Here is a 12,871-nt window from a genome sequence, read left to right on the forward strand (position 1 = left end):
ATTATTCTTCAGTCACCTGTACTTTCAGCGTAGCTTTGACCTCAGGATGAAGCTTGACGGTCATTTGAGTCACGCCCAACGTACGAATCGGTTCTTCCAGCTCGATTTTGCGTTTGTCCAGCTTGATGCCTGTTTTAGCAACAGCCTCTGCGATTTGCTTGCTTGTAATCGCGCCGAACAGACGTCCGCCTTCTCCAGCCTTTGCTTTGAGCTGAATTGTAGTCTCTTCCAGCTTTTTGCCGAGTACTTGTGCCTCTTCCTTTTCCTCTTGCTTGCGTTTCTCCTCAGCAGCGTTTTGGTTTTCCAGCGTCTTCATATTTCCTTCCGTTGCTGGACGGGCAATCCCACGCGGCAACAGAAAATTCGCTGCATAACCGTCGGATACTTCCTTAACCTGCCCCTTCTTACCTTGGCCCTTCATATCTTTAATGAATATTACTTTCATTCAAATAACCCCTCTTCCCCATCAATTTCGGCCAGTACGTCGACCACTCTGCGCTTAGCTTCCTCCAGCGAGCAATCCAGCTGAACCGCTGCGTTCGTCAGATGTCCTCCGCCGCCTAGCCGTTCCATGACGACCTGTACGTTCATGCGTCCGAGTGATCGGGCGCTGATCCCCACCAGGCCGTCAGGACGTTCACTGACCACAAAGGAGGCCAGTACATCCGTCATATTGAGTAATGAATCCGCCACCTGAGCAATCAGGAGCTGCGGTATTTTTTGTCCGGGCTCGGTCACCGCAATTGCGATATGCCCATATATCATTTTAGCATGCTTAATAATTTCCGCCTTAGCAATATATTCATCCAGGTCCTCTTTTAACATGCGCTGGATCATCACTGTATCTGCTCCACTACGTCTTAAGAAGCCAGCTGCCTCAAACGTGCGTGAGCCTGTATGCAGGGAGAAATGCTTGGTATCCACCGTAATCCCCGCCAGCAGTGATGTTGCCTCCAGCGGTGTCAGCTGGACCTTTTCATGGATATATTGCAGCAGCTCAGTCACCAGTTCACAGGCCGATGACGCGTATGGCTCCAAATAGATCAGAACAGAATCATTAATAAATTCCTCGCCCCGACGGTGATGATCCACAACCACCACCCGGCTGGCCGTCTGCACCAGACGCGGCTCAATCGTCATTGACGCCTTGTGCGTATCCACCACAACCAGCAGGCTGTGCTCGGTCATCACCTGAAGCGACTGCTCCGGTGTCATGAGCGCTTGCGACAGCTTCTCATCCTTGTTTACCTGCTCCATCATTCGGTCAATAGACGGATTGGATTTGTCCAGTACGATATGGGCCTCTACATTGTAAAGTGCCGCAGCCTTCCACACACCGATAGCTGCTCCTATTGCATCCATGTCCGGTATTTTGTGTCCCATAATCAGCACACGGTCGCTCTCCTGCATCAGATCACGCAACGCATGCGCAATGACTCGGGCACGCACCCTGGTACGCTTCTCGACAGCATTGGACTTGCCTCCGTAAAAGGACAGGCGCTGTCCCGCTTTCACTGCTGCTTGATCTCCCCCACGTCCAAGCGCCATATCTAGACTGGATTGAGCTAGCTCGCCCAGCTCCTTGATACTCTCTGCCCCGAAAGACAAACCAATGCTCAATGTCATCGGTACTTTCAAATCTGCTGTCATTTCCCGCACGGTATCCAAAATGACGAATCGGCTTTGCTCCAGCTCCTGGAGTGCTTTATGATTCAGCATAATAAGATAACGCTCAGATGACAACCGGCGCAAATAAATATTGTATTGATTGGCCCAAGACGTAATCTCGCTGGAAACCTTCGCAATAAGCGCGGTACGCTGCTGATCGTCCATTCCCTGAGCAGCCTCGTCCATATTATCAAGCATGACAATACCAAGCGCTAACCGCTCGTTCTCATACTGCTTGCGCAGTACCGCGAGCTCCGTCACTTCATACAAATATATCAGACGCTCATCAGGCACGATTAGAAACTGATAATGACGCTCATCATGCTGTAATTCCACCTTTAGTTCACGAGCAGACTCTTTCGTTTCCTTTTTAGTGCTTAGAGCGTTTGCGAGTTGAGGAAACAAATCTTGAAGGGGCTCTCCAATCAACGATTGCTCCTCGAACATCTCACTGGCAAAGCGATTGTGCCATTCTACCGTCCGATTTTCACTGTATAAAATGATACCGAACGGCAGTGTACTGATCGCTTCTCCCTCCACCCGCTTGATCCGGAAGGAAAGGCCACTGATATATTGATTCAGTTCCCGACGGAAATCCAGCTCCGTCTTCAGCATCAATCCGCCGAGCAAGAATGATAGCAGCAGTCCTATCACACCCAGTTCCCAGTTGTACATGGAAATACATATGACAAGCACCAGCAGCAGTAAAAACGCCCAGACCGTCTGATAGCCGTGCCAGCGTTTTTGTAGAAATTTAGGCATGACTGTTCACCCTATTTCTTTGATCTTGTAATAGCTTCACGCAGCGGAAAGGCCAAATCAATAATACCTATAATGCGGAGCGGCTGGAACACCAGAACGACGAGCGACAGCAGCAACGCAATCACTGGGCTCATTTTACGGCTATGCGTCCAGAAGTATACAAAACCAATTGTCTGGATAATAAAACATGCATGGATCAGCGGTAGCATACTAATGGAAACCGTTTGAATCCAGCTGCTATCGGAGGAATCCGCTATCCATCCAATTACAATTGCCAGCAGATAGTACCAGATCAGCGTGCGTGGTAGCATCCACTCGCGGGCAGGCTTCATTTTACGTACCGGCACATCGAGACTGCTCAATGCTGGACGTGCCAAAGCATGTGTGATCACTGCCAGTATAAACGAGCTGACGATCATCACATATGGAACTTTACCAATCAGCATTGTACCGAGTTTCTGCGTATCTTCAGCTGTCCAGCTCATATTCGCAAACATCGGATTCGCACTTAAAATCTGCTGTACAATACTGGCCGATATCTCAGCCTGATCCCGAAGGGACTGCGAAAGATCAAACCCGAAGGAATACGTAGCGATAAACAGTACAAACAACAACTCGGCTAAAATAATGCCTGTTCCGGTCATCAACGCCTGAAAAGCAGATCCTCCCTTTTTATATATCCGTCCCATCAATATAGAAGGAATCAGAAAGTAAATCGCAGGAAGCAGCGAATACACATCGAGTAGCGCTATAATTAAAAGCACCGGTATGACGTGAACCAGAAATCCTTTGAAAGGCAGCGATGAAAACAATACAGCGCCAGGCACAATCAGAAAAAATACGGTAATAATTCTAAATGGTGTCAATAGAGTCAGCAGCAGAAGCAAATAAATAACGCTCCATGCTACAGTGGCCAAGCGGAATTTCAACGTTTTCACCTCTTACGCATATGTTCTTCCAGTGCGGAAATGTCCTGATACCAATCCTCCAGCTGGTGTCCTTCTTTTCTGTGCTTTCTTAGCTTGTCGATGAGTAGATCATCCAATTCACGGTAAGACACCCCAAGACGCCTCCCCAGAATATAACTGCTCATCACCAGGCTGGCCAAACAGTCACCAATACGGACTGTACTGCCTTCCCACATCGCCTTAAACAGACGGGAGACTTGGTCAAGCACCTCTGTTTTAAGCCATTCAATAACCTTGGCTCGTTTAACTACATCCATTTCTTTAGGCATATGATGAAGAGTCACACCCCTCTGAAAAAGCTTTATTCTCCATTATAGCATATCCTATTTTGAAAATAACTGTTACCCCATAGGGTAAATCGTTATTTTCAGAGCAGCTTTGCTGCTTATTATAAGCCCATGTCAACACTGTTAGCCCCTAGGGTGATAGTAATCTTCAGTGCGGCTTTGCTGCTTATTTTAGCTTGAAGTATTAAGCGATTCCTTGGACACAAATTTCTCACAATACTCAATAATTTGGCTGCGGCGCACGATACCGATAAACCTTTCCATATCATCCACAACGGGCACAAAGTTTTGTACCTTCGCCAAATTAATCAGATCCTCCATATTGGCATCAATGGATACAGGTTTCATCGAAACCCGTAGCGGAACGTCCTTGAGCATAAACTTAGAAGCGTTTTCAAAGGTGATTTTCCCCTCAGACTCTTTCATATGCCACAATAGGTCACCCTCTGTAACCGTACCCGTATATCTACCTTCCTTATCCAAAATAGGAACCGCTGTGAATCGGTGATATTCCATTCGTTCCAATGTTTGCCGTAGAGTAGCATCCGCCGTTACACAAGCGACCTCTTGTTTGGGAAGCAAGAAAAAAGCAATATTCATGAGAAACGAATCCCCCTCAAAATCAAATATAAATCCATTGATTACTCACTGAATGTCCTGTTTGTCGGGAAGCCTCAGCGTCTGCGGGGTTGTATCAGAGTCTAGCCAGTTCGCAATCATAAGTCTGGCATATTCAAGTTCCTGTTCATTAGCCCGGTCATAGTACAGGCCCTTCTTCTTGAACCCTTCCCCCGTAATCGTAAAACTTGAGATTTGTGGATTCCCTTGTGAAATAGCTTGCTTGCCAAGCCCAGTAATAAAGGCAGGTTCCATATCCGTTGTGAAATTGGCCCCCATGATATCGAGCAACTCCGGGATCTTGGTGATTCCGTCGATATTCAGTAGCCTATCGGCCATAGCATTCAAAAAAATTTGCTGACGTTTTGTACGGTTGAAGTCGCTATCTTCCCGATACCTAACATAATACATGGCTTCTTCACCATTATAAAGCGGCTTGCCCGCCTCAATACGGAACTTGATATGCAGCGGGTTTTTATTCTCGATGGGCTGGTCGATAGGTAACACTACTCCGCCCACTGCATTCACGGCATCCTGAATACCCTGGAAATTAATCGTAGCATAATAATCGACCTTATGCTCCATCAGCTTCTCTACAGTGCCCATGGACATATCCTCGCCTCCGAACGCATAAGCATGCCCCAACTTATCAAAATCATCCTCGCCATCTCGATTGGAATCATGTCCGGCAATCTGTACATACGTATCCCTTGGGATAGAAATCAAGAGCACACGCGATTCTGCGGGCCGTACAGCAGCATATATCACCGTATCTGAGCGACCACGTGCCTTTTCATTGGGCCGTTGATCTGTCCCCAGTAATAACACCGAAAAAGGCTCCTTCTGGTAAGCAACGGTCTCTTGGGGCTGTTGTTCCTTGGATTGACGAGGCTGGTAGGATTTCTCCAGCTTGCTTTCCAGCGTCGGTGACACAAACCAGTCAAAAGCCACGAGCGTCAGCTGTTTGCGGAATAGATAGCCCCCTACTGCAACTAAAAGCAAGACAATACATGAAATATATAGAGCGGTAAACCTCTTTTTCTTTTTGGGCTTTCCACGGGTCCTTCTCTTATGTCTTCTCTCCATCATGGCTTCCTTCCTTCTTTCGTCCACAAATCCCATCTCTTCATTAAACCGGATTGATCCCTCATGAAGCGGAAACTTCCCCTCAAAGCATAAAAGGTCTGCTACCTTGTTGTCAAAAGTGCCATGGCGTGGTTAGTTCCTCAAACTCATGACAAAAAAGGCTTTGCCCTTACGGTCAAAGCCCTCATTTACGTTTATATAAGTATTCTATGTAGCTTTCAAAGTTATCTTTTATCTTAATGCAGAGACAGTTTCACCAAATTTTGCAATCGTACCGGAAAAGAGGTGGACAGAGAAAAACCATAATCAAACAGCTTCCGTGTCTGTGCGAAACGCTCTTCCTTGCTCGGTGCACCCAGCACTACAGCAACTAATCGTTTGCCATGCTGCTCAGCTGTACCAGTGAAGCAGTATCCAGCATCGCTTGTGTACCCTGCTTTCAATCCGTCCGTCCCCGCATAAGAGTACGGTCCAGCCAAGGAAGGCAGCATCCAGTTCGTATTACTGATGTAAATGCCCTTATCCTTCAATTCCATCTGTGTGCGGCTGGACGTTCTGAGAATCTCAGGATGTGACGTAATCAAGTAAGAGGCCAACTTTGCAGTGTCGCTTGCCGTCATTTTCGTTTCTCCGCGAATATCCTTAGGATGGTTCGGCCCCAATTCACTCTGACCAGCCCCAGAGGCATTACTAAAGCGACTACCGGGTGACAGCCCAATTTGAGCAGCCTTTTCATTCATGCGCTTCACAAAAGCGGACTCATTCCCTGATGAACGCTCTGCCAGCGCTACAGCGGCGTCATTCGCTGAATACACAACCATACTTTGGAACAGTTCAGATACGGTCATTCTTTCCCCATACCGAAGAGACAGATTCACACCACCCACCGTACTGGCATAACGACTAATTCGCACCTCATCATTCCAGCCTAACCGTCCGGTCCGAATATCCTCCAGTACCAATAGCTCGGTCATGAGCTTGGACATATTTGCAGAAGGCATAGGCTTATCGCCATTCACATCCATCAGTAATTCCCCGGTGTGCATGTCCATCAGCACTGCAGCGTCTGCATCCACATTCGGCTTTCCGATCAACAAGCGGGGTCCAAGAGTAATAAAAATCAATATAATAAGTACCGGGACGACAATAGCCCAACGTAACCAATGTTTTTTCATCATCGTAATAACCTCCATATCTTATTAGACGATGAAAAATCCATTTTGTCTGCAATTTTTCGAAAAAAAGATACAATTTTTTTACCTTTTTTTATTTCACGACAAAATATCCGCCAATCCTTGTTACAGGATGACGGATATTTTGCTCCTTCAGTATGTCGTATCAGGCAAAGTGACAGGCTACAAAATGCTGGTCGCCCGCATCTCGGTATACTGGAGCCTCTGTTCTACAGCGCGCTTCCGCCATAGGACAGCGTGTATGAAACTTGCATCCTGACGGCGGATTAGCCGGAGACGGGATGTCCCCTTTTAACACAATCCGCTGCCTTTTGATCGTCGGATCTGGAATCGGTACTGCTGATAGCAGAGCCTTGGTGTATGGGTGTAGCGGATTGCTGAACAGCTCCTCCTTGGAAGCCAACTCTACCATCGAGCCCAGATACATCACACCAATCCGGCTACACAGATGCTCGACTACACTCAGATCATGCGAGATGAACAGGTACGTCAGTTGGCGTTCCTGTTGCAAATCGCTTAACAAGTTAATGATCTGGGCCTGAATCGACACATCCAGAGCAGATACCGGCTCGTCAGCCACAATAAAATCAGGATTCAAAATCAAGGCCCGTGCAATCCCGATCCGCTGCCGCTGACCGCCAGAGAACTCATGCGGATAACGATCATAGTGATATGAGGACAGCCCACAAATGTTCAGCGTTTCGTTGACCTTCTGCCGTAGCTCATTACGATCAATCAACCCGTGATCCAGCAAAGCCTCTCCGATCGCCTCACCCACCTTAATTCTCGGGTTCAGTGAACTAAAAGGGTCCTGGAAGACGATTTGCAGCTTTGGACGAAGCGCACGAATCTGCTCCTTGTTTAATGCGTGCAAATCTTCGCCCTTGTACCGTACTGATCCCTCTGTCTTATCCATCAATCTGAGAATCGTGCGTCCAATCGTACTTTTACCACAGCCCGATTCTCCTACCAGACCAAACGATTCACCCTTATGAATATGAAAGGATACATCATCGACCGCCTTGACATGTCCGACCGTACGCTGAAAAACCCCGCCTGTGATTGGGAAATACTTTTTCAGCCCTTCCACTTGAATTAAAGGCTCGCTCATATTCGTTGCCCTCCTTCTTTCTCATATAGCCAACAGGCAACCTTATGGCCATTCTCCTTTTCATTCAAGGGAGGGGCCTGATCCTTGCATATTTGCATACAATGTGCGCATCGATCATGAAAATGACAATTTTCGCCCAGCTCAATGGGGTTTGGCACCTGTCCTGGGATGGAATATAGCCGATCCATTTTCTGATTAATGACAGGCTTCGCCTTTAATAATCCTTGAGTATACGGATGCTGCGGATTTTTGAACAGCTCAATGACAGGAGCCTCTTCAATAACGTTCCCGGCATACATAACGACCACATAATCCGCCATTTCTGCCACGACACCCAAGTCATGTGTTATCAGCATAATGGACGTTTTAAGCTTATCCTTCAAATCCCGCATTAAATCGAGAATCTGTGCCTGGATCGTTACATCCAGTGCCGTTGTCGGTTCATCCGCAATCAACAGCTTCGGATTACAGCTTAAAGCAATAGCAATCATAATCCGCTGGCGCATACCGCCACTCAACTCATGAGGATAGGAATTGAATATTTCCTCCGATCGCGAAATGCCCACCAAATTAATTAGTTCAATTGCCCGGGCGCGTGCTTCCCTTTTACTCATTAATGTATGCATCAGCAACGGCTCCGTAATCTGTTCCCCGATCGTAAGCACCGGATTCAGAGAAGACATCGGTTCCTGAAAAATAATCGAAATGTCATTGCCGCGAATTTGCTGCATTTGCCCTTTATTGAGTTTTAGGAGATCCTTGCCCTCAAACCAGATTTGTCCGTCTGAGGTGTGGGGAGAATCAATCAACCGCATCATTGTCATCGCAGTTACACTCTTACCACAGCCAGATTCTCCTACCACACAGAGCGTTTCACCCTCACGAATTTTAAAACTGACGTCATTGACCGCTTTGACAGTTCCGTTAGAGGTATGAAAGTGGGTTTTCAGGTTACGAAATTCAATCAAAGCATTTTCCATAAACGTTCGTCTCCTACTTCTTCATTTTAGGGTCCAGCGCGTCACGCAAGCCGTCACCAATCAGATTAATCGCTACAACGGTAATTAGAATACACATTCCCGGTGGTACCCATATCCAGGGCCGTTTGCGGAAGTCAATCAGATTATTTGCAGCCGATATCATGTTCCCCCACGAAGGTGTGGGCGGCACGACGCCAATCCCCAAGTAACTGAGCGCAGATTCTGTAATAATCGCACCAGCCACTCCAAGCGTAGCCGTAACAATAATAGTAGGAATCGTGTTCGGTAGCAGATGTCGGAATATTTTGCGGCGGTCTCTCAAGCCCAGCGCTTCCGTCGCCTGCATGAACTCCTGTTCACGCAGCGTAAGAATCTGCCCTCTGACCAGACGGGACAAGCTCGTCCAGCTCAGGACCCCAATAATAAGCATCAGAAAATAAATACGGTTCGACGGATCAACCTTCAAATCCGATAGAACAGCACCTAAAATAATAAGCAGCGGCAATGTAGGCAGCGCCATAAAAATATCAGCAATCCGCATAATAACCGTATCCACGCCTTTACGATAAAACCCTGCCAGCGCACCCAACGTTGCCCCGATCATGACCGAAATAAACGTGGCGACCAGCCCCACTGTCAAAGAAATACGGCCAGCCAGCATCGTACGCAGTAAAATATCTCTACCAAACTTATCCGTACCGAGCCAGTACTTCGCATTAGGGGATAAGTTTTTGTCAGAGAGCTTGTAATCATCTAAATGATAAGGTGAAATCATGGGACCAAATACACAAATGATAACCATCAGAATTAATATAACGAGACCTGCCAAAGCCAAGCGGTTTTGATTAAAACGGCGAACGGCGATTCTCCATGGAGACGCTTCAGGACGGATCGCCGCCTTTTGATTCGTTTCAATCGTGACTGTTTCTGCGGACAATAGTATCCCTCCTACTTCAAGCGAATTCTTGGATCTGCCATGCCATACAATACATCAGAAAGTAGATTGCCGATGAGCGTGAGAACAGCTAGGAAAATGGTGAAGCCCAACATAAACGGATAGTCCCGCATACTAATGGACTCCAGGTAGACCTGCCCCACACCCGGCCATACAAATACCTTTTCCAGGATCATTGCCCCACCAAATAAGGCTGGAAGCTCGAACCCGAGCAGTGTGATTGCTGGAATCAGGGCATTGCGCAGTGCATGTTTGAAAATAACCGTCCGTTCCTTCAAGCCCTTGGCGCGTGCGGTACGGATATAATCCTGACGGATGACCTCCAACATGCCTGTACGGAAATAACGAGTCAGGCTTCCTGTACTCAGCATCGTAAGTACGAGTGTCGGCAGGAACATATGCTTGAGGACATCCACCATATACGCCCACGAACCTGCTTCCATCCCTGCTGTAGTCATACCCCCAACCGGGAGAATTCCCCATTCCAGGGCAAATATTTTGATGACCAATAGACCAATAAAAAATGAAGGCAGCGACATACATAAGAAAATGAATAACGTCACGAACTTATCGAATAAGGAATATTGAAACTTAGCTGAAAATACCCCTGCAACAACTGCAATGAGCCAGCTAAAAATAAGACTAAAAAAAGCGATAATAAAAGAGTTCCATACATAATTGCCAATGACCTTCGTTACCGGCTGCTTATGCTGTAATGAATCCCCCATATTTCCCTTTAACATATTACCGGCCCATATAAAATAACGTTGGTATTCCGGCTTATCCAGCCCGTAGATATGTCGTAGCTGTTGCGCCTTCTCGGCGGTCATATTCGGGTTCTGCTTGGCTGTAATATAATCACCCGGCACCATGGCTGAAATCGCAAAAACGATAATGGATATGCCAATAAGTGTGGGGATGAGTTGCAGCAGTCTTCGAATAATGTACTGCTTCATATTCATTCCTCCAGACGAATAAAGTGATATGCCCAGCTCGTGAGAGCTGAGCATACGGTTGGCATCCCTTATTGAGCGATTTGAGCGTTATGCAGAGTGAACTCAAAATCTTTGTATGGCGTAATTTCTAGGCCGGATACACGTCCATTCACTGGCCACATATCTCTGCGTTGGTACATAAAGATAGTTGGCAGATCTTTGTTCAACTCTTGATAGAGCTGTTTGTAAATCTGTTTGCGTTTCTCTTGATCCAGTTCATGCTTACCAGCAAGCGTTAATTCATCGACCTTTTTATTAGAGTAGCCGATATCGTTTTGTGCACCATTCGTAATAAAAGTCGTTGTGTCCGGGTCTGGAGTTAAGCCCCAGGCCGCGAAGAACATATCAAACTTGCCTGTATCCTTTTTATCCATAATGGCGTTAAAATCTAGAGTTTCAGAAGTCAGCTTGATGCCTAGCTCCTTATAGTTATTGGACATGATTGGTAGCAAGGCCTCTACTACTGGATTATCAGCAGTTGCGGAGAAGTTAATGGTCAGCTTTTCGCCGTCCTTTTCGCGAATCCCGTCAGCACCAACCTTCCAGCCTGCCTCATCCAGCAAAGCCTTCGCCTTCGCTGTATCAAATTCATATTTGTTGATGCCTTCATCCGTATAAGACCAAGATTCTGTAGATTGTGGAATGTTAATGACATTCGCATATGGGCCATACACGCCCTGTACAATCTCTTTACGGTTTAAACCAATAGTTAAAGCCTGACGTACTTTAGGGTCCTGGAATTTCTTTTCCTTGTGATTAAATGCAATATATCCATAGCCATTGGTCGGCATAATATTCACGTCCAAGAAGCCTAGAGCCTTTAATTCCTCTACATTGTCTTCCGTAACTGTGATGTTGTCCATGTCCGTTTCGCCTGTTTGCAGCATAGACAGGTTTGTTTCTTCTGTTGTCGTTTTGAAAATAACCGATTTTACCTTTGGTGCGCCCTTGAAGTAGTTTGGATTCGCTTCAAGTACGACTTGCTGACCCGGGGAAAAGCTCTTCAGCACATACTGCCCGGAGCCGATTGGTTTATTATTAAGCGCCTTGATGCTGTCCAGGTTACCCTTCTTGAACCCTTTTCCGTAATAAGCTTCTGGCATGAAGTATTGCTCACCCAGATAATCCTTCGTATAAGCTGTTGCTTCTGTAACGGTTACCTCTACTGTATTATCATCGATGACCTTGATACCCGAGATATCATTCGCCTTGCCATCGTGGTATTCCTTACCGCCTTTAATCTTAAAAGATAATATATCGCTTTCTCCATCATAATTCGGATCATGCAGCACTTTGAGAACAAAAGCATAATCCTTTACGGTTACTGGAGTGCCGTCACTATACTTCACACCTGGTTTCAGATGGAAGGTGTATTTTAGACCATCCGGCGATACATCAACCTTCTCAGCCAAACTATTTTCATATGTACCATCTGCCTTCACCTGTAAGAAGGAATCAAATACCGTTCTGACTACATATAAATCGTAAGTTGTTTGCCAGAATAGCGGGTTAAATACCCCTTTAGGTGATGTCATACCTACTACAATGTTATCTTTTCGATTTGTTGCTCCCGGAGGATTTTGTGACAAATCCGTCGCTTTAATTACACCCTCTGTAACTGGTGCGCTGCCTTCATTTCCCTCTGTTTTCTTATCCGCATTACCTTGCTGCGGCTGTGCCTCATTAGCACCTCCACTACATCCTGCAAACAGAACACCAACGATCGTAAGCACCATAAGCAAAGAAACCCATTTCTTCGTTTGCACCATCCTGTTAATCCCCCTTAGTCGGTCTTTATTTAACAGCCTGTCTCATTCCTGCGGTGATTCGTTAAAGCTTGAGGTTTGAAAATGAAGTTTGCACATCCTCCTTACTGTTCCTAATGATAGCGTAGAACACATGTTTTAGACCCTTGGTCAATTTTGTGCACCGACAACCATTACATTTTTATTAAGGTTTATCTTAAGTGTAAAATAATATCACGTCAATATCTTTTTTTATGTAGTATGCAATTGCAAAACAACTATTTTTGTAAATTTTATGAAATTTACTTGTGGAAAATGACAAAAAACTGAGTGTTATGTAATATAAAATAACATTTCGAATGGTTGAAATGTGTACTCTGGCGAGTTGGGGAGCTTGTAATTTCCTAAGCCACTAAAAGGTAAATTATACTTAATGGGTAAACATGGATTGTATTATTAGTAAGTTACAATAGATGGCACTTGTTGTCAATAAAAAAAATCAT

At 46.0% G+C, this 12,871-nt stretch carries 12 protein-coding genes; all 12 read right to left on the reverse strand.

Annotated elements, in window-relative coordinates; genetic code table 11:
- Position 1: 1 nt before the first annotated feature.
- Complete coding sequence (rplI, locus tag ACH59B_RS25360) at positions 2-445, reverse strand: 50S ribosomal protein L9 (protein WP_016822463.1); 444 nt, start codon at positions 443-445, stop codon at positions 2-4.
- Entirely contained in the window at positions 442-2,430 is a 1,989-nt protein-coding gene (locus tag ACH59B_RS25365; protein WP_016822462.1) for a DHH family phosphoesterase, read from the reverse strand. The genes rplI and ACH59B_RS25365 overlap by 4 nt, the downstream gene beginning before the upstream one ends.
- A gap of 11 nt (positions 2,431-2,441) precedes the next feature.
- Positions 2,442-3,359: a DUF2232 domain-containing protein gene (locus tag ACH59B_RS25370; protein ID WP_016822461.1), complete on the reverse strand. Its 918-nt coding sequence runs from the start codon at positions 3,357-3,359 to the stop codon at positions 2,442-2,444.
- 5 nt (positions 3,360-3,364) lie between these two features.
- A complete protein-coding gene (locus tag ACH59B_RS25375; RefSeq protein ID WP_013373896.1) occupies positions 3,365-3,667 on the reverse strand; it encodes a MazG-like family protein in 303 nt (100 codons plus the stop codon).
- A 189-nt stretch (positions 3,668-3,856) separates the two neighbouring features.
- Positions 3,857-4,285 (reverse strand): CBS domain-containing protein, encoded by a 429-nt coding sequence (locus ACH59B_RS25380; RefSeq protein WP_013373897.1) that lies wholly within the window; start codon positions 4,283-4,285, stop codon positions 3,857-3,859.
- A gap of 45 nt (positions 4,286-4,330) precedes the next feature.
- Positions 4,331-5,392, reverse strand: coding sequence for an LCP family protein (locus ACH59B_RS25385; protein WP_017425988.1), 1,062 nt, complete (start codon positions 5,390-5,392; stop codon positions 4,331-4,333).
- Between the two features lie 233 nt (positions 5,393-5,625).
- Positions 5,626-6,567: a D-alanyl-D-alanine carboxypeptidase family protein gene (locus tag ACH59B_RS25390; protein ID WP_016822459.1), complete on the reverse strand. Its 942-nt coding sequence runs from the start codon at positions 6,565-6,567 to the stop codon at positions 5,626-5,628.
- A gap of 160 nt (positions 6,568-6,727) precedes the next feature.
- On the reverse strand, positions 6,728-7,693 hold the full coding sequence (locus ACH59B_RS25395) for an ABC transporter ATP-binding protein (protein WP_016822458.1): 966 nt from the start codon (positions 7,691-7,693) through the stop codon (positions 6,728-6,730).
- Positions 7,690-8,673 (reverse strand): ABC transporter ATP-binding protein, encoded by a 984-nt coding sequence (locus ACH59B_RS25400; protein WP_016822457.1) that lies wholly within the window; start codon positions 8,671-8,673, stop codon positions 7,690-7,692. The genes ACH59B_RS25395 and ACH59B_RS25400 overlap by 4 nt, the downstream gene beginning before the upstream one ends.
- Positions 8,674-8,686: 13 nt before the next feature.
- Positions 8,687-9,610 (reverse strand): oligopeptide ABC transporter permease, encoded by a 924-nt coding sequence (gene opp4C / locus ACH59B_RS25405; protein ID WP_016822456.1) that lies wholly within the window; start codon positions 9,608-9,610, stop codon positions 8,687-8,689.
- A gap of 11 nt (positions 9,611-9,621) precedes the next feature.
- A complete protein-coding gene (locus ACH59B_RS25410; RefSeq protein ID WP_016822455.1) occupies positions 9,622-10,584 on the reverse strand; it encodes an ABC transporter permease in 963 nt (320 codons plus the stop codon).
- 68 nt (positions 10,585-10,652) lie between these two features.
- Complete coding sequence (locus ACH59B_RS25415) at positions 10,653-12,392, reverse strand: ABC transporter substrate-binding protein (RefSeq protein ID WP_019689090.1); 1,740 nt, start codon at positions 12,390-12,392, stop codon at positions 10,653-10,655.
- Positions 12,393-12,871 lie beyond the last annotated feature (479 nt).

The organism is Paenibacillus sp. DP01 (genome assembly GCF_044784315.1).
Lineage (GTDB): Bacteria > Bacillota > Bacilli > Paenibacillales > Paenibacillaceae > Paenibacillus > Paenibacillus polymyxa.

Bases quoted from the DNA above. Each gene is read 5' to 3' on its own strand.
- rplI (WP_016822463.1), bottom strand. From the start codon at position 445: ATGAAAGTAATATTCATTAAAGATATGAAGGGCCAAGGTAAGAAGGGG.
- ACH59B_RS25365 (WP_016822462.1), bottom strand. From the start codon at position 2,430: ATGCCTAAATTTCTACAAAAACGCTGGCACGGCTATCAGACGGTCTGG.
- ACH59B_RS25375 (WP_013373896.1), bottom strand. From the start codon at position 3,667: ATGCCTAAAGAAATGGATGTAGTTAAACGAGCCAAGGTTATTGAATGG.
- ACH59B_RS25380 (WP_013373897.1), bottom strand. From the start codon at position 4,285: ATGAATATTGCTTTTTTCTTGCTTCCCAAACAAGAGGTCGCTTGTGTA.
- ACH59B_RS25385 (WP_017425988.1), bottom strand. From the start codon at position 5,392: ATGATGGAGAGAAGACATAAGAGAAGGACCCGTGGAAAGCCCAAAAAG.
- ACH59B_RS25390 (WP_016822459.1), bottom strand. From the start codon at position 6,567: ATGATGAAAAAACATTGGTTACGTTGGGCTATTGTCGTCCCGGTACTT.
- ACH59B_RS25395 (WP_016822458.1), bottom strand. From the start codon at position 7,693: ATGAGCGAGCCTTTAATTCAAGTGGAAGGGCTGAAAAAGTATTTCCCA.
- ACH59B_RS25400 (WP_016822457.1), bottom strand. From the start codon at position 8,673: ATGGAAAATGCTTTGATTGAATTTCGTAACCTGAAAACCCACTTTCAT.
- ACH59B_RS25410 (WP_016822455.1), bottom strand. From the start codon at position 10,584: ATGAAGCAGTACATTATTCGAAGACTGCTGCAACTCATCCCCACACTT.
- ACH59B_RS25415 (WP_019689090.1), bottom strand. From the start codon at position 12,392: ATGGTGCAAACGAAGAAATGGGTTTCTTTGCTTATGGTGCTTACGATC.